Origin of the sequence: Sorlinia euscelidii (assembly GCF_036452135.1) — a bacterium.
Lineage (GTDB): Bacteria > Pseudomonadota > Alphaproteobacteria > Acetobacterales > Acetobacteraceae > Sorlinia > Sorlinia euscelidii.
In genome coordinates this window covers 324,293-344,239 of record NZ_JAWJZZ010000004.1, presented here as the reverse complement: position 1 = coordinate 344,239, position 19,947 = coordinate 324,293, and the positions used below count along the sequence as shown (strand labels likewise).

Genomic DNA, 19,947 nt, shown 5'->3' with positions numbered 1-19,947 from the left:
CCGCCCTGCCCTGATTTAACAGTCGGCAAGGCGGTTTCTACCGTGTGAAAAAACGGGCGGGCGTCACCGCCCCTTTTTACGTTACAGATCCGTCGTGAAGGAGAATTTATAGACGCGTGGCAGGCCCTGATAGAGGTAGCCGCCATAGGCGGACGTCCAATAGCTGTTATTGGCGATGTTATCGACACCAAAGCGCAATGTCAGCGGTTTCTTACCGGCGAGGAAGACATAGCGCGCGGCGAGATCAGCACGCGTCCAGGCCGGAACACGCTGGGTATTGTCGGCATTGGCCCACTGATGTCCCGTCTGCTCAACGCGGGCGACGAGGGTCAATCCTTTCAGCTTCGGCACATCATATTCAATGTTACCGCTGATCATATAGCCCGGCACGCCCAGCGATTTCAGGCCATTCTGCGCACCGTTCGCCGTGCGGACCTGCGTCGCGTCAAGGACGGTGGCACCGCCATTGAAGCGCAATCCTTTGACGATCGTGCCGTTGATATTGAGCTCAATGCCGCGATTATGCTGCATGCCATTGACGGTGTAGATCGACCGCCCCGTATCGCCCAGCGGCTCGACATAGGAACTGGGGATGCTCATCTGGAAAAGTGCCAGCGACGCCGCGAAATTGCGCTGAATATATTTCGCACCTACCTCATATTGCACGGTGCGATAAGGCGGGAAGATCTCCCCCAGATTCACGACATTGCCGCCCGCCGTCGGGCCAGGTGAAAGACCCTCCGACCGATTGAAGTAGATCGCTGTGTGGCGGGTCGGGTGCACGGTCAGGCCGACAACCGGCGTGAAGGCGCCCTGCGCGTAACGATCCGCCGGGCTGGCGCCGTAATTATAGGAGATCTGCCGGATATTCTGATAGCGGAACCCGGCCGTCAAAGCGACACGGTCATGAAAAGCCTTGACCGTGTCGGAGAAGAAGAGGCTCCAGAGGCGCGTCGCATTATTGAGCTGCGGATTATCGACATTCCCGCCCGAAAAAGTGTAAGGCAGGTGCGCCTGATTTCCGTAAGGGCCGTAAAGGTTGGTGTCGCCTTTCGTCAACGCCATGGAATAAGCGGTCGCCATGTTTGTCCATACGGAAGAGCCGCCGAGATTGACTTCGTGCCGCAGCGGCCCGGTATCGAACTTCCCGCGGAAACCCGCCTGAAGACTTTCATTGGTGGTCACGGCAGGGACATACATCCCGCCATAAGTGGCCGCCCCTGTCCGCACATCTGTCACGGTGGGCTGCGCGTAATCGCCCTTCTCCCATCCGCTCTGGCCCCCGAATGACGCGTAACCCATCAGATGCGGGGTAAAATCACGCTCCAGCCTCATGAGGCCAAAAAGGTAATTGAGGTTGGTATAAGTCCAGGGCAGTCCGTAATTGGCAGAAGCCGAAGGCGGACGGGGGACGGATGTCAGGGTGGATGACAGCAGCACACCCGGGCGACCGTGATAGACGCCCTGATTCTGGTAGGCGATATCGGTAATCAATCGCGTATGGTTGGAAACATCATGCCAGTCGAAAGCCCCGCCAATGGCGACAGCACGGCGACTCTCGCCCTCAATGGCGTCATTGCCCCCATACCCGCCGCGTTCAGCCGGAAACCGAACTGATCGTTGCGCCCGAATCGCCGACTGACATCCAGCGCCCCACCCCCCTGACCGCGGGAACCGTAATTGCCGGTCAGACGCGTGATCGGGTCCTTACCCGCCTGCTTCAGTTTGAGATTGACGCTCCCGCCAATGGAAGTCCCACCCGGTGCCGCACCATTGACGAAAGCATTGGTGCCGTTGAGCACCTGCACCTGCTCATATAATTGCGGGAGAAGGAGCTGACGCGGCGCGATGCCGTAAAGCCCGTCAATCCCGACATCATCCCCGGCGACAGCCAGGCCGCGAATAATGAACATCTGGGAGAAATTACCATAACCTAACGTCATCCGTACGGACGGATCATTTTCAAGCACCTCCCCCAGCGTCTGCGCCTGCTGGTTGAGCATGATGCTCGACGTGTAGCTGCGCACATTGAAAGGCGCATCCAAACCACTCATATGCCCAAGCACGCCGAGGTCGCCACTCTGCGTGACTTCCATCTGATTTTCACGTTTGGCGCGGACCACAAGGTTTTCGCGATCCGGCGCATTTACGGAAGTCACGTTGCTGGCTGAAGATTGATGAATCGCGGCATCGACAGGCGTCGCCGGTGCCGCCTGCGCGGTGAAGCCTATTGAGGCGCCGAGAATGTTAAGGCCAACCCGCGTAAATGAACGAGAGAATTGGCGGGTATGAGAGGTCGCCAAAAGAGACTCCATCGTAAAATGTTTGTTGACAAAGGGTCGAACTGACTTCAACTTCCTTCCAGTTGTCTCAAATGAGAAACAGTTGCAATTGAAAATTAACCAGTTTTTTGCTTTTTCGGACGGTTCACGTAAGTTGTTGCAAGTGAGACACAATCTTAACCGAACGCATGGGCGGGCCGCGCACCGCTTTAATGGACGTCGTGCGCGTCGGCTTCTTGGCGGGCTGGCCGGTGTGTGGGTTCTCGGATTTGGCGCGTTGAAGCTCGATCAATGGGTGGCGACGCATTATCATTGTCCTTTCGCGCCGAATTGCAGTTATCTGCTGGTGTGTTTTCTCATGCCCGCTTTTATGCTCGCAATGTTTTCAATCCCGTTTAAACGTCGTGACGTCGCCCGGCCTCATCAGGAAGGCGCAGGTGCCGCGGGACACAGATTAAGTCAGGCGCATTATTCTTCCCATGTTTAGTGACACGCTGCGCCAACGCATGGGTTGGCTGCATGCATGGGTCGGTTTTATTGCGGGACTTCTCCTGGTTGTGATTTTTTCCTGCGGCGCGCTCACAAGTTTCGACACGGAAATCACGCGCTGGATGCAGCCAGAGCTCGCGCACGACCCTTCTCCTAACATGACGGAAGCCGGGATAAACACGGCAATGAACGAAGTGGCGCAAATGCAGGCGCAGAACTTCATCCCGCTCATCATCCTTCCTTCGCTCCGTGACCCGTTTCTGCGTGTCGTGCATTATGATGGCACGAGCTTCATCGGCCCGGTTATTGACCCCGCCTCCGGCGAACTGCGCACGCGCCACGTCACTTATGGTGGCACGTTCTTTTATGTGTTTCACCATGGTCTGTTTCTTCCGAAACCCTGGGGCAGCATCCCGACGGAAATCGCAGCGCTGATGCTTCTCGTCACGCTGGGGGCGGGCGTGATTATCCAGCTTAAAAGACTTCTGCCTGACTTTTTACTTTTCCGGCGTCAGGGGCCTTTGCTGCGCTCCTGGACAGATGCGCACATATTGATTGGTGTGCTGCTCATCCCTTTTATGGCGATGATGGCCTACACTGGCGCGTCGATCCACGCGACGCGGCTCTTCCCTGCCATGCCGCATAATATGGCGCGGGAGGCGAAGAAACCCGCCATGCCGCCGGAAGCGCCTCTGAAGGCGTCCGAAATATCCCGGCTGCTGCGTCAGGCGGAAGGGGTTTTTGGCAAAGGGCAGGTTGGTTTCATCACCTTTACGCAAAACGACATCAGATATTTTCGCAGTGACATGGCCTGCTCGGTCATCACGCGCGACGCTTTTGTTGCCTCCCTCCCCTCAGGGGAGACCCGGCTTGAGCGACATAAAGCGGATATCACCAATGTGAAGGGCTGGCTTGCCGGGCTCCATTACGCGCGTTGGGCTCGTTATCCGTTTCGCTTCCTCTATTTCACCGGAGGGCTTGCCGGCAGTTGGATGATGTCCGCGGGCCTCGTCATTTTTCTCATGAAAAGACGCAGTGCACATGGGCATCGTTTCAGCTTTAAACTGGGTGAAGCCGCGACACTGTCCGTGACGACAGCCTTGCCGCTCGCGATGCTCGCCTACCTCGCCGCCAGCCGTGTGCTGCCAGAAGGGATGGTGGATCAATGTCATGTCGAACCGGCCACCTTCTTTTCGATCTGGATTCTGGCCAGTGCCGCCGCATCCCTGGATATTTCCCGTGGGCGCTATTTGACGGCCTGGCGTCGTCAGCTTCTCGCCATCGCCGTCGCCGGTATGATTATTCCGGTGCTTGATTTTTCAACCCGCGACGTAACTTGGCACGATGCGTCCCTCATTTACCCCGTCATAGACTTTATCGCCGCCATGCTGGGCATCCTTGCTCTCTGCAGTGCCCGGCGCTTAAAATCATGATACATGTGGTTTTCGACATAACGGCCTGGGCCATTCTGCTTCTGGGAGTCGCTGTGACCCGGTTCAGAGGCCCTATTTCCGCTCCTCTGGAACGCCTGCGCCACATGATGCGCGCCATTCTGTGGGTCGCTCTGGCAGCGTTGATATTATCGCTTCACCCGCTGACACTTCGCGCCTTCATCACCGTCATTCTGACGGCTTTACCCGGCGGCCTCATCGCCGCGTTGGTTCGCTATGCGATAATGCCGTCCCCGCGCTAGGGTCATCCGGCTCAATTGACGGGATCCGGGCGGCATTTTCCGCTTCCAGGCTTTGCTGGCGCTGACGCGTCAGCGCCTGTGCAAGGTCAGAGCGCCCCAGTTTTTCCGCACTTATGGCTGCGATATCGAGCATCTGGCGCATCGCAGCGTGATTTCCGGTCAGACGATTCAGCGTGACGGCCTCCTGCGCGGCACTGAGGCTTTCTGCGTAAAGCCTCTGCGCCAGTCGAAGCTGCGCTCGTAGGGCGGCCCGGTCAGCCCTCAGGCGCAGATCTCGCGCGCCTGCATGGTCAAGCACGGTCAGGGATTGCTGCGCCTGCGTATCGTGACCTAGCGCAACGTGGCTCACTCCGCAGAAATACTGCGCCCTCAGCCCGAACGCGACAGGCGAGGAAGGCAGATGACAGGCAATCCTGGCAGCCTGCGCATAATTCTTCCCTTGATACAGGGCCGCAGCCTGCACGAGCGCCAGGCGCGCCGGCGTCCCGAACCCCCGTATCGCCAGGTCTTTTTCCGTCATGGAGACGGCATCAAGCGCGGCCTGCCATTGATGATCCCGTAGATGAACCACAGCGAGATTATATCCCGCCGAGCCCAGCCCGGCCTGATCATTGCTGAGAAGAGCGCGCTGGTAAGCCATGCGATAAGCGGAGAGAGCCTGCGCCCGATAGCCGAGATCATACGCGCTGCGCCCGGCATCCAGAGATTGTTGCATCTTTTGATCCGCGACGGGTGGCGCGGCGCCACGCCCGCAGGCCGACAAAAGCACCGCACCACTCAGGGCCATCCACATGCGGGACCGGTGAAGGGTGCTGTGCCTACACCTCGTTGCGCGATTGAGGCGCTGACGCGTCATGGTGAAATCTCCCCGACGGGCAGATCGTTTTGCGGGGATGCTGACCCGCCTCCCAATAACCAGGACTGCCGAAGCTGATCCGATAATTTGCGCAAACTATCCGCCGTCATCTGCGCCTGAGTCAACAGAGCCGGGAGCGCGACGCTTGCCTGATCAACATTGGTGATGGTGGATCGGATTTGCGGCGTCGAACGCTTAAGCCTGTCCGTGATGTGATTAACGTTGCTGACGGCCCCGTTTGTCTGCTTCATAATCGCGTCAACCTGCTTCCCGAGCGGGCGAAGCTGGGCAATGATCTGTTGCAGGTCCCGCGTCATCCCGTCAGCGCGTGCAAGGAGCTTGTGATCCATGATCAGCCCGCCAGCAAGTCCTTGTCCGTCCTTGAGGGCGGTTGTCACCGTGGCAAGATCCGTCACCATTTTCTCGGCACTTTGGATTGTCGGGACAAGCTGCGCCCGGACATCATTGACGGTTTTGATGATGAGGTCGCCCGGGTTCTGCTCCGCCTCCGCTTGCACCGCGGCAAAGGCCCAGTCCAGCGGCGCGCCCTGTCCGCGCGTCAGCTCAATGTAACTCGCCCCGGCCACGACGAAGCGCCTTTTGATGATGGCCTTACTGTCATCACGGATAAAAGGCTCAAATTGCGGGTCAATCGTGGCGATAGCATACATATTGCCGTGATCATTGATTTTCACTTCCCGGATGGTACCGATCCGCGTGCCCATGAGTTCAACATCATTACCGACAGCGAGGCCCGCAATACCACTTTGCGGAAGCTGAAAATGCAGGCGGCCGGAGGGTGTCAGCCACTCCCGTAACACACCGGCCTGGATCACTGCGAAAATAAAGACCCCGATGGCGACAAGCACAAGCCCGCCGACCCATTCATTGGCGTAGCGCAGATTTATTGTGGGATCGCCACTGACATCGGCGTCACGCCGCCTCCGGAAGCCGAGCATTATTCCCCCCCGCGATCGGTTCCAGACCGTTCTCATAAAGCTGATAGAATTTGACGCCACGGCCACGATAGCGCGACCAGAGCGCCGGGTTCTGCGTCAGGCACAGAAAGCCCGTGCCCCGCAAACGCGCCTCCGTCACCTGCTGAAGCACGACATCCGCGTCCAGACCTGTATCCTCATCCAGTGGATTTTCAAGGATCACCAAAGGCGGGCGCGCCAGAAAAGCCCGCACAAGGCCCGCCTTGCGGCGGTCTCGCGCGAGCATGAGGTCCGGCCTCAATGTCGGCAGTCCTGGCAGGTCAAAAATATGGCATAAATTTTCAGCCTCCTGCACGAGCTGTGCAATGGGCAAGGTGGTGTGGTGCATCTGCTGCAAAAGAATATTTGTATCCATCGTGAAAAGCCCGACCCAGGCCCCCTGATTAGTATAACGCCCGATGCGCCCGCGTAACGCATCCGCACGTTTGGCGGAGAGACGGTCCCATTCCAGCCCGAGGCAGAAGGCTTGCCCTGAAGTGAGGGGCCGCAAGCCGATCAGCAGATCCACGAAGGCCGCGGAGAGGAGGTCATTCATGCAGGAGATGACGGCACAATCACCCGCATTGAGGCTGAGCTCGTAACTTCCCGTCAGGTCATGACCCCGCGTTAGAGCGGGGCGCGCCTGGCGCAATTCCAGCATGGCACGTGATGTCGCGCTCATCCGAAAATAATCCCGAGCGCGACATTGACGACAAGGATGGCGAGCATCCCACTCATGAAGCCTTTCGGCAGAAGGGTTGAGAAATCATCATCATGCCGCACATCAAGCGCGGTCAGGCAGGTGCTGAGGCTGAGACTGAAACCACTGACGAGAAATTTCAGCGGGATGGCCAGATAATCGATCGGCTGCATTGCCCCCGTCACTTCATAGAGGAACGTCCATAAAGGCACGGATATCACGGATTCGAACCGGCACACCGCGTAGCCGGACACGAGCGACATCACACTGAAGACGACACCGAGTGTGAAGGCGCTGACCGTCATCGCCAAAACGCGCGGCATGACGAACATGAGAAACGGATCAATCCCCATACCGCGCAGCACGCGCATCTCCCGCCCCAAGGTGAGTTGCCCCAGTTGCGCAAGGGAAAGCATGCCACTGCGACCAAGGAGAATGATAGAGACCAGCACGGGCGCAACCTCCCGCACAAGGATGGTGATGATAAGCGCATTGGCCGCGTCCGCCATCCCGGCAATGCCCAGCCAGTAAATCGTCTGCGCCACAAGCGCGAACCCGACCAGAGCACCCGTCACAAGCGTGCTGATAAGGCCCCGCCTGTCGCCTGCACCAATGTGGACCGGAATTCGAGCCGAACCGTCCGACGCCAATTGCCGACGGAAAGGGCTTCAATAACGACGCCCCATGCGGCACTGAGCGTAATCAGCGTCGCCCGCAAAATGCGACGCGTGAGACGACCGATTGTTGCGAGGCGATGCAGCAGAAGAAGATTGACCTCCGTCATCTCCGGGCGGCCAAAATATGCGTTACGGTCAATCCACGACCCGGCATGAAAAACGCACCGCGCGGCCGGAAGAGGAAGCGATCCTTCAATACCGCCCAGGCCGCATCGGAAACTTGAATCGACCCGGTTTCCGCAGAGGACATGGCCAGACGATCCGCATTGGCGAAAGCTTCTCCCCACAATGCGTAACGCGCGCCGTCGCGCCCGACATGCGCGCCAAGCACAGGCCCGACATCCAGCCCCATATTGAAATTGCGGACCATATCCGCCGCATTCAGGATGCGTTGGGCCGCCTCGCGAAGTTCCAGCAAGGCATCCGCCACGTCGCAAACCGAGTCCGGGTCAAGCGCCGCGCCGCATTTGCCGACGAGGAGAACGCGATTACCAGCCAGTTGCACGACGGAAAGCGCATAGGTCTCCGCAACTTCCTCCAGCTTGGTGGCGAGCTTCTGGAAGAGATCAACGGTTGCCTGAACATCCGGCACATCCTGATGAATAAATTGAATGGTCGCAACGGGCACGGCCGGGAAGCAGCCTGTCTGAAACCCACTTTCCCCCGCATCCAGAAAAACGACTTTCGCCGCTGTCACGGGTCGCGGCGCGACATCAGCTTCAGCAGGAGGGCCATCGCCGGATGTCACGCGTTCATCCTGCGCGATGGCCGCGTAGCGAAGCGCAATCATATCGTTGATCAGCGGCAGGAATTTCGTTCCGTCCGGCTGCGTCACGGCGCCCGTCAGCACGGTCAGCCCACAAAGGCCGTTCTGGCGCCGGATGGGGTAAACCGCGTAATCCGTAACATCACCCGTCAGGCCCTCCGCACGCCAGAGAGGCCTTAAAACATGCGCCGAGTCCGGCGTCTCGTTATCCAGCCTGGAGACGCGCTCCAACGCTTCCAGAAGCGGTTGGGCCTCATCAGGATTGATTTCACGGCCGGCACCATGCTGCCCCGTCGCCGCCTCATACGCATCCTCACAAATGAGGCGGCGATCCGCCTCCTGAACGCGCCAGAGCGCCACGCGCGACGTGCCGGTGATCTCAGCGACCGACTCACTTAAAATCGGCGCCTGCTGCGCAATGTCGAAGATATTATCATCCTCAACGAGCCGACCGATCAGCCCCTCCGCAACACGTTGGGAATCGCGCAAGTCATCGACCTGACGCGTTGCACGCAACGTGCGGCGCTTCTCGCGGAAAAGCAGGCCGGCGAGGCCCGCGGCCAGCGCGATGATCAACAGGGAGAACGCAAAACCCTGCCAACCCGCAACGGAGATAATGCGCGCATAATCGCTTTCCGGCGCATGGAGGATAAGGAGCCAACCGGGTCGAATGGCATCGAGAGACGAGTAAATCGTCACATAGCGGGTCTTCCGGCCCGAAATGATTTTAACCCCGGAACCATAGATGCGGTAAAGGGACAATGCGCGTGAGAAGACAGGCGTTTGTTTCGCATCGATCGCCATTTTGTCGAACTGCCAATGTGCCTGCGCGGCGATTTTCAGCAGATCACTTCCCGCGACGACGCGCCCTTTCTCATCAAGAATGATTGCCTTGCCATTTTGTCCGATCTTCATTTTTTCCAGAAAGCCGGAAAGATGCGTGAGAGAGAGATTAATGGCGAAAACAGCCCGATGCCCGTTTCTGAGCGTCAGGGCGCTGGAGGCTGTCGAGAAAATTTCATGTCTTGATTGGGACGGATAAGGCTCAGCCCAGCTGATGCCGGGGTGGCGCACGGCCCGTAAATACCAGTCTCGCTGACGCGCATCATAGCCATTGGCGGGCTTGTCCTCCGTCCGCACAAGGTCGCCCTGCTGGTTATAATACCAGTGGCGGAAAACATCTTTCCCCGGAAGGAGGCGGACCCATTCCACCCCGTCCGAAACCGCCCGCGGTGCGCGGTTGATGAACCAGAATGTGCCGCGATCATCCGCGATGAACATGCTGTCAATTTGCGACAGATGATTGAGAAGGGACCGGCCGTAATCCAGAAATGTCCGCGGCGGCGCATCGCTGAGCGGGTCCGTCAGGAGGTCCTGCGCGATGGTGGCGGATTGCGGTGCGGGTCCGAGATAATCCGAGACTTCCCGGGTAAGGAGTTTCTGCTGCTCGTGCAGAAGTGTCTGCGTCAGTCCGATCACGCGCGCCCGCGTGACATGGTAGGAATGCACCGAGACAGCGCTGATGACCGCGACAATGGCGATGATCCCGATAATCGGGGCGGCAAGGGCCATTCCCCGCCGGAAACGCCTGTCGATGGAATGATCTTCCGGGTTTACGATCTCAAAACGGCGCAAACCTCACCTCCGGTGCAGTCTTCCCGAACAGCCAACCGCACTGAACGCAGAGCATGGCGGGCGAAAATCTCGCCGCGGGAAACGATACTTGCAAATTGCTCGCTTCTATCACAGCTTAAAGCCGATAGGTGCGTCAAGCGCGACTGTTGCAATTTTACGTGTATCAAGGCGGTAAACATCATATGGCATGCGCCAGGCTTTCTGACCGACGGGTTATCTCAATTTCCGGACCGGATCGCGTCGCATTTTTACAAGGCCTCGTCTCCAATGATGTCGCGACATGTGACGCCCGCACGATGATCTGGGCCGCTCTCTTAACGCCGAAGGGACGTTATCGGGCTGATTTCTTCCTCTCAGCGCGGGATGACAGGCTGCTGCTGGATATTGATGAAACCCGGGCGGACGCGACCCTCACCCAGCTCAAACGCTACAGCTTACGGGCAAAAATCGAAATATCCCTCCTTCAAGGGCAGGTTTTTGCGGGGTGGGACGCGCCGCCCCCTTCTGGCGCCTGCGCCGACCCGCGCCTCCCTCAGGCAGGCTGGCGGAAGATCATCCTTGACGGCGCGGACACGCTGCAATGCGATCATGATCTTTCGGATTACGCGGCGCGGTGTTTGGCGTTGGGGCTGCCGCCTTCTTCTATCTATCAAATTGATGAGACTTTATTGCTGGAGGCGAATTTCGACCTTCTCCATGGCATATCCTGGACGAAAGGCTGTTATGTCGGTCAGGAAGTCACGGCGCGTATGCATTATCGGGGCGGCGTCAAAAAGCGTCTCGTCCCCGTTAAAACCTCCCAGGCCTGTCTGCCTGCCCCCGGCACAATCCTGATGCTGGACGATGGGCAGGAGGCCGGGGAAATCCGCCTCGTTTTCGGGCAAAGTGGCTTCGCACTATTGCGCAAACCGTTTTGGCGGCGGTCATTCCGACATAACGGCGTCGATATTATTCCCTCACCTCCTGCATGGTTTCCAATTGATGACTCAGACATATAATCCGCCTTCAGACTCGTGCATTTCGGAAATCCTACAGAAAGTCCGTTTCGACGCGGATGGGCTTGTCGCCGCCATCGCGCAATCCGCCACGGCACCGCGTGAAGTCCTGATGCTGGCCTGGATGGATGAAGGCGCTTTGCGGGAGACATTGACGACCGGAAGGGTCTGTTACTACTCCCGCTCCCGGCAGAAATTATGGCGCAAGGGGGAGACGTCGGGGCAGGTGCAGATATTAGTGTCAGCAATGCTCGATTGTGATGGCGATGCGGTTCTACTTCACGTCGCTCAGCAGGGCGTGGCGTGTCATACGGGTCGGCGCAGCTGCTTCTACCTCTCCGTCACGCCGGACGGACTGGTCGAGAACGCCAACCCCGAGATCGCGCCGGAAAAACTTTATCCCAAAGCTTAAGGTGATCATACGTCTCGCGTGATCTTACAATGTCAGCTTTTCAGAGGGTGGGAGGAGCGCCATGACTTCATGGGCCGCCGCTTCAGCCGGGGTGACGGGCGTGCCATCCCGATCCGGCGCATGTAATTGCGACATGATATCTGTAAAAGCGGTTTTCTGCGCCGCGCGCGCATTCGGGTCGGTCAGAAGCCGGGTAACGGCGGAAGCGAGATTTTCCGGCGTGCATTTCTCCTGCAGCAGTTCCGGCACGATCTCCCGCCCGGCGAGGAGATTGACCATCGCGACAAACGGCACTTTGATCATCCGTCTCGCAAAATAAGCCGTGAGGGCATGCACGCGATAGGCCACCACCATCGGCGTGCCGGCCAGGGCAAGCTCGAGGGTCGAGGTGCCCGATTTTGTCATGGCCACTCCCGCCGCGGCAAATGCGTCAAATTTATCATGCATATCGACGATGATTCGCGGCGGCTCCGCCCATTTCGCCGTCGCGTGACGCACGACACCCTGCATCAGGGGAGAGATGGGTATAACGGGACAGACCTCGCCGAAACGCGCTTTCAATATCGCCACCATATGGCCGTAGATCGGTAAAAGACGCGGTACTTCCGACTTCCGACTGCCCGGCAGAAGCACAATGATCGGAACGTGATCCGCAATCCCGTGTCGTCGCCGGAAATGCGCCCCATCGCCTGAATCGGCCCCGGATTGAATGACTGGATGCCCTACAAATTTTGCGGGAATGCCCCGCTCCTTGAACCAACTCTGCTCAAAGGGGAGAAGACATAACAGGCGGTCCCATAATTGCGGGAAGGATTTGGCGCGTCTTTCCCGCCAGGCCCAGACCTGGGGCCCCACATAATGCAGGCGCGGGATGCCGAGATGTTTGATACGCTTCAAAAGGCGCAGGGCGAAGCCCGGGCTGTCAATTGTCACAATGACGTCGGGCTGGCGCAAAGTGATGTCATTCACCGCCTCATCCAGCCGCGCTGAAAGCTTGCGGATACGCGGGAGGATCTCCGCAAGCCCCATGATGGAGAGATCCTGCATCGGGAAGAGGCTGTGCAGGCCGAGCGCCTCCATCTGCGCGCCGCCGACCCCAACGAACATCATATTATGGTCGAGTTGGGACAAAGCCTCCATCAGCCGCGCGCCAAGAATGTCGCCGCTTGCCTCCCCCGCGAGAAGCCAGACGATACGTGGACGGGCTGGATGGGTCATCTTGGCCTCACTGCCTCAATTCGGCCCCGACCGCTTTAGTCGCGATATTCACGATTTTTTCGGCGACGGCATCAATTTCTGCAAGTTTCAACGCCGTGTGCAGGGGTTGGATGGTCACCTCAACCCCTAGTGACTTCTTATCGTCAGGCAGATTTCCGCCTTCAAAGACGTCGAAGAGACTGACAGCGGTGATCAGATTTCGGTCGACGCCGCGCACGGACCTCAGCAGATCCTGCGCATCCACCGTTTTATCCACGATAAAGGCGAAATCCCGGTGGATCGGTTGCAGGCTGGGAATTTCCGGCGCCTGACGCTTTTTAACCTTTCGGGCCGGTAGAACGTCGAGATTAAGCGAGAAAACCGCCAGAGTGCCACTGCAACCCATTTCCCGGACGATCTGCGGATGGAGTTCACCGAAATAGCCCAGAACTGTTTTCGGTCCCAGTTGGACGGCACCTGATTTACCTGGATGGAAATAAGGCGGTACGTTGCGTGACACGGTCACCGCCTCTGACGGGACACCCATCGCGTCGAGGAGTGCCATTAAGTCACTTTTCACATCCCACAAATTATATTCCCGTGCCCGTGCGCCGGGCCGACGCGCGGTTTCACCCGCGCGCAATCCTGCAAGCAGCGTCGCCTGTCCGGACGGGGAAAAACCTGGCCCGACCTCAAAGAGCGCCGCGCGGACCGCACCGCGCGCCTCATTACGGTGCCAGGCTTTGACAAGGTTGATCAACGGTGTCGGCCGCATATGGCTCAGATCTACGGCGATCGGGTTCAGGAGCGATAATTTCTCGGATGTTTCACCGAAAAGTGCCGCCTCCTCCATTGAGACGAAGGAGAAACCGATGGTTTCTGTCAAGCCCAGCGCCGCGCATAAATGCCGGGCACGCCGCGATGCCATGCGCTTCGCCATGACGGTCGGGTTCGCCGCGCCGCTAAATTCCGGCAAGGGGCGCGGTACGATCTCATCTAATCCGCGGATCCGCAGGATCTCTTCAATGAGGTCTCGCTCCCCCTCCACCAATGTAACGCTCTGCGCCGCGCGTTCCGCGGCGTTGTCATCCAGCGTTGGCGACGGGTCCAGCTTAATGGGGGCTGCGATGTCATGCCGCCATGACGGCACATGCACGGTTACGGAAGCCGCGTCCCGAGAAGCGACAGAAAATCCCAGATGCTCCAGCGTTTCCACAGCCTCATCGGCCTGGAGCACGGCCCCTCCGAAGCTGTCGAGCTTTTCAAAGCGAAGACGCGCCGTGCGCTGCCAATCGGGCAAGGCCCCCGCAGAAACAACTTCGCTCGCCTCACCGCCGCACAGATCAAGGATGCGTTTTGTCGCCGCTTCCAACCCGGGCAGGACCAGAGCCGGGTCAACACCGCGCTCAAACCGGTAGCGCCCATCCGTATGGATACCGAGACGCCGCCCCGTCAGGGCGATACGGACAGGTTCAAACAAGGCGGATTCAATAAAGACGTGCTGCGTTTCTTCGGAAACGCTGCTTGCCGCACCACCAATGATGCCCGCCAAAGACTGGACGCCACTTTCATCTGCAACGATCAGATCCTGTTCACGCAACAAATACGCGTTTCCGTCCAGCGCGTTGAAGGTTTCACCATGGCCGCATGTCATGGACAGCGTGTCGCCGGACAGCTTCGCGGCATCGAAGACGTGTAACGGGCGTCCGATGTCCATCAGAAGGAAATTGGTCACGTCAACGAGCGCCGATATGGGGCGCAGACCCACCGATTTGAGTCGGTTCTGCAGCCAGGCGGGGCTTGGCCCGTTGCGGACATTGCGGATCAGCCGCCCCACAACATAGGGACAGGCATCGTCGTGGTCGATCTTCCATTTAATCGTCGAGGGACCCTGCCCGTCCACAACTTCAGCGAGCCACGCTTTCAGGCGCCCGAGCCCGGCAGCGGCGAGGTCTCGCGCAATGCCATACACACTCAGCGCGTCACCCCGGTTCGGCGTAATGGAGATGTCAATGACCGTCTCGTTCAATCCGGCGAAATCAGCGTAAGGCTGGCCCAGCACCACCGTTTCCGGCAGTTCGGCAATGCCGTCACTCTCCTCGCCCAATCCGAGCTCACGCAGGGAGCACAACATGCCGCCACTGGCCTCACCGCGGATCTGACCTGATTTAATGGTCATGTCGCTGCCGGGAATATAGGTGCCCGGCGGGGCGAACACGACATGCAGCCCGGTCCGGGCATTCGGTGCGCCGCAAACGACCTGCACCTTCTCATATCCCGGCCCCGCCGCCACATCGCAGACCTGCAGGCGATCCGCATTGGGGTGGGGGCGCGCTTCGAGGATTTTACCAACGCGGAAACCGGCTAATTGCTCAGCCTGATTCTTAACGCTCTCGACTTCGAGGCCGATCCGGTTCAGCGCCGACGTGATCTCCTCAATGGAAGCCGTGAAATCAAGATGTTCCCGTAACCAAGAAAGGGTAAATTTCATAATTCAGACCCCCTTGCCCGGAATGTGCGTTTCAAAGGCGGAAAAACCGTAATGACGCAGCCAGCGCAGGTCACTCTCATAAAATGAGCGTAAATCGGGGATGCCATATTTAAGCATCGTCAGTCTCTCCACGCCCATACCGAAAGCAAAGCCCTGCCAGACTTCCGGGTCAACGCCGCAATTTGCCAGCACACGGGGTTGCACCATCCCGGCGCCAAGCACTTCGAGCCAGTCTTCCCCCGCGCCGATATTGCCTGTTTTACGGGACCAGCCGATATCCACTTCCATCGATGGCTCCGTGAACGGAAAATAGGAGGCGCGAAAACGCACGGGCAGATCCGGCTTATCGAAGAATGCGCGCAGAAAGGCGATGAGGCAGAATTTAAGATGGGCCAGCGTGATGTCGCGATCAATCACGATACCTTCACATTGATGAAACATCGGAGAGTGCGTGGCATCATGATCGGCGCGATAGGTCCGGCCCGGTGCAATTACCCGCAGGGGTGGCGCGTTACTCAGTAGGGTGCGGATCTGCACGCCCGATGTCTGCGTGCGCAAAACGGGCTCGGGCGCGTCGGCACGTGGGCGCGGCAGGTAAAACGTATCGTGTTCTGTTCGGGCGGGGTGGTGCTCGGGCGTGTTCAGGGCGGAGAAATTATGCCACTGACTTTCGATATCCGGCCCTTCCGCTACGCCAAAACCCATTCCGCCGAAAATATCGATCATCTCATCGATCGTTTGATGGATGGGATGGAGCAGCCCGTCCTCACGCCGCGCGACGGGCATGGTGACATCCACGCGCTCTGCTTCCAGCTGGGCGGCGAGGAGATCCGACTCGATCGCTTTTTTCCGCTGTGCAAAGGCTGCATTGAGCGCGTCCCGGACCTGATTCAGCGCCGCGCCACGAAGGCGGCGCTCATCCGGTGCGAGGGGGCCGAGCGCTTTGAGCTGCTGCGTCAGCCAGCCGGACTTGCCGAGCGTCCTGACCCTGAGCGCCTCCCATGAAGCCTCATCACGCAGTGTCTCAAGGTCGGCCAGGGTCGTGCTCTTCAGAATGTCGAGATCGTCCACCATTATTCACCCGTCATCACGCAACATAAAAAAAGGGCCGTCCTCAAGCAAGACGGCCCATTTCCTGAACACCAGATTGGGAAATCAGGCCTTGGCGGGCTGCTCTAACGCCTGCTGGGCCTTTTTAACGATTTCCGCGAATGTCGCCGCATCGTCAAAGGCAATCGCGGCGAGAACCTTACGGTCAATCTCAATCCCCGCCAGGGACAGGCCATTGATGAATTTGCTGTAGGTCAGCCCATGCTCACGCACGGCGGCATTGATACGCTGAATCCAGAGACCGCGAAAATCACGCTTTTTATTGCGGCGGTCACGATAAGCATAGCGTAATGCCTTTTCGAGCCGCTCCAGCGCGATGCGGTAATTTGTCGATGAGCGCCCGCGATAACCTTTGGACAGCTCCAGAACTTTTTTGTGACGCGCGTGAGTCGTCACGCCCCGTTTGACACGTGCCATGATCTATCTCCTCAAGAAAGCCCGTAGGGGGCCCATTGCTTGATTGTCTTCGCGTCCATATCCGTCATGGTCTGCGGACCACGGTTGGTGCGCTTCATCTTTTGAGGGCGATTGATCAGGCCATGGCGCTTATTGCCGGGGCCGCACATCACTTTACCCGTCGCGGTGATCTTGAAGCGTTTTTTCACCGACGACTTCGTCTTCATTTTGGGCATTTCGGTCTCCTTAAACTTAACCAGGCCGCACAAACCCTTTCGGGCGGCAGCATTCTGCGGCCGGGCATGCCACTTATCTGGCCACGGTCGCGCAGGTGAGGTGTGTCACCTAGCCGAATTCGCCCGTCGAAACAACCTTTTTTGACTCGTCTCGCCAAGGGAAGCGCCACGGCCGCGCGCGGGACAGGCGCAGCACGATACGAACCGGGTGCACGCTTCACCTCTTTGACGCCGTGCAGATGGACGGGCGTGCAACCTTGCTGACGTTGAGCCGCTTAGATGTTCGTCAATCCATGACATCAAGCCCCGCATTCCCGCGTGAAGGAAATCCCGATGCTGAAAAGACTTTTCGCCTCCTCACTCGCCCTCAGCCTGCTGGTTGCGCCGATGGCCGTGCAGGCTAAAACGTGCCGCGACGCCGATACAGGCCGCTACGTTAAATGTGTGAAGAAAAAGCCGGTCCGTTGCCGCGATGACAAAACCGGCCGTTTCGTAAAATGCACCACACCGCGCCCGACAAAATGCCGTGACGATAAGGGTCGCTTCACCGCGTGCACGACGGAAGGCGCGATGACGACCACCCCGTCTCTGGACAAAGCGACGTCCCCCGTGATGCCGGATGTGCCGCAACCTGCCATGGCGCACTGAGACGCTGCGGGCTATCCAGCCGCGGCAACGCGCCGGATGGCCCGCGCCATCGCCTCCACCCCGTTACCACGATTGGCGGAGAGGGCTTTGACAAGCCCCAGACGATGCAGGAAGTCCGGCGGCGTCTCGCTGATTTCCGCCGCACTGCGCCCCGAATAGACACGCAGTAACAAGCCGACGAGGCCGCTTACGATGGCCGCGTCCGACTCTCCTGCAAAATAGATCCTCCCGCCCTCACGCTGTGCCTCAAGCCATACCTGGCTTTGACAGCCGGGCACACGATGGGCGTCATCCTGCCAGGCTTCGGGAAAAGCCGGTAATTGCCGTCCCACTTCGATGATATATTGATATCGGTCCGTCCAGTCATCGAAGAGCGCAAGCTCGTCCGCGATGGCGGCGATGGCGGCCGCCGCCGTTTCTTCCGGCGGTGAGACGAAAGGTGCCGCCATCAGAGGATGAACCGGCTGAGATCATCCCGTTCGGTCAACGGACCTACGCGGTCAAAAACGTCTATGGCTGTAATCTCGATCACCTCATTTCCCTTGTCGGACGCTGAGAAAGAGATATTCTCCAGCAGATATTCCATTACCGTCGCCAATCGTCGCGCACCGATATTCTCAACATTACTGTTCACTTCCGCCGCTGTTTTCGCGAGAGCGTCAATCGCGTCCTCCGTGAATGAGAGCGTCACACCCTCTGTCTGCAGGAGGGCGATATATTGTTTGATGAGGGAATGCTCTGGCTCACTCAAAATGCGGCGCAAATCATCCTGCGTGAGCGCCTGCAATTCGACGCGAATGGGCAGGCGGCCCTGAAGCTCGGGCAGCAGGTCGGAAGGTTTGGCCAGATGGAAAGCGCCGGACGCGATAAATAAAATATGATCCGTCTTGATCGGACCATATTTAGTGGACACGGTTGTGCCTTCGATCAGTGGCAGGAGGTCACGCTGCACGCCCTCGCGCGAAATATCGGCACCGCGCGCCCCACCCTCGGCCGACCGGGCACAGACTTTGTCAATCTCGTCAAGAAAGACAATGCCGTGGTCCTGCGTGTGGCGCACGGCCTCCTGCGCGAGACTGTCATCATCCAGAAGCTTATCCGACTCATCCCGAACCAGCAGGCTGCGCGCCGCGGAAATCGTTAAACGGCGCTTCTGGGGAGCGCGATTCATGATGTTCTTCATCATATCGGAGATGTTGATTACCGCGCCAGGTGTCAGGCCCGGCATTTCCCCATTGTCGCGACCGCCATCCGGCTGAACGTCAACTTCAACCTCCTTATCCTCCAACTCCCCATTTCGGAGCCGTTGACGGAACTTGGCTTTGGTGTCCGCCGAGGCCTGCTCCCCGACGAGGGCGTCGACAAGGCGCTGCTCTGCCGCGGCTTCAGCCTTGACCTGAACATCCTTGCGCCGCAAATCACGCAGCATATTTATTGACACCTCGATCAGGTCGCGGATGATCGACTCAACATCGCGCCCGACATAACCCACCTCGGTGAATTTCGTGGCTTCCACCTTGATGAAAGGAGATTGCGCCAGCCGCGCCAGCCGCCGGGCAATCTCGGTTTTGCCACAGCCTGTAGGGCCGATCATGAGAATGTTTTTCGGGACAACCTCCTCACGCATGGCATCGGGCAATTGCGCCCGCCGCCAGCGATTTCGGAGGGCAATGGCCACGGCGCGCTTGGCATCAGTCTGCCCGACAATATAGCGATCGAGTTTCGACACGATTTCTCGTGGAGAAAGTTGCGGCGTTTTCATTCCTGATACCTGACCTAAAGCGTTTCAACCGTGACAGCGTGATTCGTATAGACGCAGACGTCTCCGGCGATTTTCATCGCGCGTCGGGCAATTTCCTCCGACGACAGACCCTCAATGTCGATAAGGGCGCGCGCCGCGGAGAGGGCGTAATTGCCGCCGGACCCGATCGCGATAATGCCGTCTGCCGGCTCCAGCACATCGCCATTGCCCGTCAGTGTGTAGGATCGATCCTTATCCGCGACCGCCATCATTGCCTCCAACCGACGTAAATAGCGATCCGTGCGCCAATCCTTGGCGAGCTCAACGCACGCTGTTTCCAGGTCATTCGGGTAGCGCGCGAGTTTGGCCTCCAGGCGCTCCAGAAGGGTGAAGGCATCGGCCGTCGCCCCCGCGAACCCCGCGAGGATATTTTTATCCTTGCCAATCCGCCGCACCTTGCGGGCATTGCCCTTGATAATCGTCTGACCCAATGTCACCTGGCCGTCGCCGGCCATCGTGACCTTGTCCCCGCGTCGCACGCAAAGGATTGTGGTGCCGTGCCATCCAACATAATCGGGGTTTTGATGCGTGTTTTTCATGTTCATCTAGATAGTTAAAACCTGTCGCAAAGCAAGATGGAGATCGT

General features: G+C 58.6%; 22 protein-coding genes. 6 read left to right on the top strand and 16 right to left on the bottom strand.

The features are described from left to right. Positions 1-81: 81 nt before the first annotated feature. The gene (locus tag CGLAMM_RS09655; protein ID WP_418115636.1) at positions 82-1,494 is read right to left on the bottom strand and encodes a TonB-dependent receptor; all 1,413 of its coding nucleotides are present in this window, start codon (positions 1,492-1,494) and stop codon (positions 82-84) included. Beyond that, complete coding sequence (locus tag CGLAMM_RS09650) at positions 1,491-2,315, bottom strand: TonB-dependent receptor plug domain-containing protein (RefSeq protein ID WP_418115635.1); 825 nt, start codon at positions 2,313-2,315, stop codon at positions 1,491-1,493. The genes CGLAMM_RS09655 and CGLAMM_RS09650 overlap by 4 nt, the downstream gene beginning before the upstream one ends. A 130-nt stretch (positions 2,316-2,445) precedes the next feature. Here CGLAMM_RS09650 and CGLAMM_RS09645 point away from each other — a divergent pair, with 130 nt between their 5' ends. Genes CGLAMM_RS09645 through CGLAMM_RS09635 form a run of 3 tightly spaced genes read left to right on the top strand, consistent with a single transcriptional unit; the run spans position 2,446 to position 4,464 of the window. Next, positions 2,446-2,769 (top strand): hypothetical protein, encoded by a 324-nt coding sequence (locus CGLAMM_RS09645; protein ID WP_418115634.1) that lies wholly within the window; start codon positions 2,446-2,448, stop codon positions 2,767-2,769. Continuing rightward, positions 2,762-4,204 carry a PepSY-associated TM helix domain-containing protein gene (locus CGLAMM_RS09640; RefSeq protein ID WP_394820285.1) on the top strand — a complete coding sequence of 481 codons (1,443 nt, stop codon included), beginning with the start codon at positions 2,762-2,764 and terminating at the stop codon, positions 4,202-4,204. The genes CGLAMM_RS09645 and CGLAMM_RS09640 overlap by 8 nt, the downstream gene beginning before the upstream one ends. Beyond that, positions 4,201-4,464, top strand: a complete 264-nt coding sequence (locus CGLAMM_RS09635) for a hypothetical protein (RefSeq protein ID WP_394820284.1) — start codon at positions 4,201-4,203, stop codon at positions 4,462-4,464. Before CGLAMM_RS09640 ends, CGLAMM_RS09635 begins: the two co-directional genes overlap by 4 nt. Here the strand turns inward: CGLAMM_RS09635 and CGLAMM_RS09630 are convergent. Genes CGLAMM_RS09630 through CGLAMM_RS09605 form a run of 6 tightly spaced genes read right to left on the bottom strand, consistent with a single transcriptional unit; the run spans position 4,418 to position 10,075 of the window. Next, positions 4,418-5,320, bottom strand: a complete 903-nt coding sequence (locus tag CGLAMM_RS09630) for a hypothetical protein (RefSeq protein ID WP_394820283.1) — start codon at positions 5,318-5,320, stop codon at positions 4,418-4,420. The genes CGLAMM_RS09635 and CGLAMM_RS09630 overlap by 47 nt on opposite strands. Beyond that, a complete protein-coding gene (locus CGLAMM_RS09625; RefSeq protein WP_394820282.1) occupies positions 5,317-6,279 on the bottom strand; it encodes an MlaD family protein in 963 nt (320 codons plus the stop codon). The genes CGLAMM_RS09630 and CGLAMM_RS09625 overlap by 4 nt, the downstream gene beginning before the upstream one ends. After that, positions 6,254-6,979, bottom strand: a complete 726-nt coding sequence (locus CGLAMM_RS09620; protein ID WP_394820281.1) for a P-loop NTPase family protein — start codon at positions 6,977-6,979, stop codon at positions 6,254-6,256. Before CGLAMM_RS09620 ends, CGLAMM_RS09625 begins: the two co-directional genes overlap by 26 nt. Then, positions 6,976-7,572 (bottom strand): MlaE family ABC transporter permease, encoded by a 597-nt coding sequence (locus tag CGLAMM_RS09615; RefSeq protein WP_418115633.1) that lies wholly within the window; start codon positions 7,570-7,572, stop codon positions 6,976-6,978. The genes CGLAMM_RS09620 and CGLAMM_RS09615 overlap by 4 nt, the downstream gene beginning before the upstream one ends. After that, positions 7,569-7,781, bottom strand: coding sequence for a hypothetical protein (locus CGLAMM_RS09610; RefSeq protein ID WP_418115632.1), 213 nt, complete (start codon positions 7,779-7,781; stop codon positions 7,569-7,571). The genes CGLAMM_RS09615 and CGLAMM_RS09610 overlap by 4 nt, the downstream gene beginning before the upstream one ends. After that, complete coding sequence (locus tag CGLAMM_RS09605; RefSeq protein WP_394820279.1) at positions 7,778-10,075, bottom strand: adenylate/guanylate cyclase domain-containing protein; 2,298 nt, start codon at positions 10,073-10,075, stop codon at positions 7,778-7,780. The genes CGLAMM_RS09610 and CGLAMM_RS09605 overlap by 4 nt, the downstream gene beginning before the upstream one ends. 182 nt (positions 10,076-10,257) lie before the next feature. Between CGLAMM_RS09605 and ygfZ the strand changes: the two genes are divergently transcribed. Both ygfZ and hisI read left to right on the top strand, forming a co-directional pair. Further along, positions 10,258-11,073 (top strand): CAF17-like 4Fe-4S cluster assembly/insertion protein YgfZ, encoded by an 816-nt coding sequence (gene ygfZ, locus CGLAMM_RS09600; protein WP_394820278.1) that lies wholly within the window; start codon positions 10,258-10,260, stop codon positions 11,071-11,073. After that, positions 11,057-11,482 carry a phosphoribosyl-AMP cyclohydrolase gene (gene hisI / locus CGLAMM_RS09595; protein ID WP_394820277.1) on the top strand — a complete coding sequence of 142 codons (426 nt, stop codon included), beginning with the start codon at positions 11,057-11,059 and terminating at the stop codon, positions 11,480-11,482. Before ygfZ ends, hisI begins: the two co-directional genes overlap by 17 nt. A 24-nt stretch (positions 11,483-11,506) precedes the next feature. Here the strand turns inward: hisI and lpxB are convergent, their stop codons facing one another. The 5 genes from lpxB to rpmI form a co-directional block, all read right to left on the bottom strand. Continuing rightward, positions 11,507-12,700 carry a lipid-A-disaccharide synthase gene (lpxB, locus tag CGLAMM_RS09590; RefSeq protein WP_394820276.1) on the bottom strand — a complete coding sequence of 398 codons (1,194 nt, stop codon included), beginning with the start codon at positions 12,698-12,700 and terminating at the stop codon, positions 11,507-11,509. Between the two features lie 7 nt (positions 12,701-12,707). After that, the gene (gene pheT, locus CGLAMM_RS09585; protein ID WP_394820275.1) at positions 12,708-15,170 is read right to left on the bottom strand and encodes a phenylalanine--tRNA ligase subunit beta; all 2,463 of its coding nucleotides are present in this window, start codon (positions 15,168-15,170) and stop codon (positions 12,708-12,710) included. Between the two features lie 3 nt (positions 15,171-15,173). After that, positions 15,174-16,244 carry a phenylalanine--tRNA ligase subunit alpha gene (gene pheS / locus CGLAMM_RS09580; protein ID WP_418115631.1) on the bottom strand — a complete coding sequence of 357 codons (1,071 nt, stop codon included), beginning with the start codon at positions 16,242-16,244 and terminating at the stop codon, positions 15,174-15,176. 81 nt (positions 16,245-16,325) lie between these two features. Continuing rightward, positions 16,326-16,697, bottom strand: a complete 372-nt coding sequence (gene rplT, locus CGLAMM_RS09575) for a 50S ribosomal protein L20 (protein WP_319807167.1) — start codon at positions 16,695-16,697, stop codon at positions 16,326-16,328. An 11-nt stretch (positions 16,698-16,708) separates the two neighbouring features. Further along, on the bottom strand, positions 16,709-16,912 hold the full coding sequence (gene rpmI, locus CGLAMM_RS09570) for a 50S ribosomal protein L35 (protein WP_011251850.1): 204 nt from the start codon (positions 16,910-16,912) through the stop codon (positions 16,709-16,711). 333 nt (positions 16,913-17,245) lie between these two features. Between rpmI and CGLAMM_RS09565 the strand changes: the two genes are divergently transcribed. Next, on the top strand, positions 17,246-17,560 hold the full coding sequence (locus CGLAMM_RS09565; protein ID WP_394820274.1) for a hypothetical protein: 315 nt from the start codon (positions 17,246-17,248) through the stop codon (positions 17,558-17,560). An 11-nt stretch (positions 17,561-17,571) separates the two neighbouring features. Here the strand turns inward: CGLAMM_RS09565 and CGLAMM_RS09560 are convergent, their stop codons facing one another. Genes CGLAMM_RS09560 through hslV form a run of 3 tightly spaced genes read right to left on the bottom strand, consistent with a single transcriptional unit; the run spans position 17,572 to position 19,900 of the window. After that, on the bottom strand, positions 17,572-18,009 hold the full coding sequence (locus CGLAMM_RS09560; RefSeq protein WP_394820273.1) for a SufE family protein: 438 nt from the start codon (positions 18,007-18,009) through the stop codon (positions 17,572-17,574). Beyond that, on the bottom strand, positions 18,009-19,322 hold the full coding sequence (gene hslU, locus CGLAMM_RS09555; protein WP_394820272.1) for an ATP-dependent protease ATPase subunit HslU: 1,314 nt from the start codon (positions 19,320-19,322) through the stop codon (positions 18,009-18,011). Before hslU ends, CGLAMM_RS09560 begins: the two co-directional genes overlap by 1 nt. Positions 19,323-19,336: 14 nt before the next feature. Then, entirely contained in the window at positions 19,337-19,900 is a 564-nt protein-coding gene (gene hslV, locus CGLAMM_RS09550) for an ATP-dependent protease subunit HslV (RefSeq protein WP_394820271.1), read from the bottom strand. Positions 19,901-19,947 lie beyond the last annotated feature (47 nt).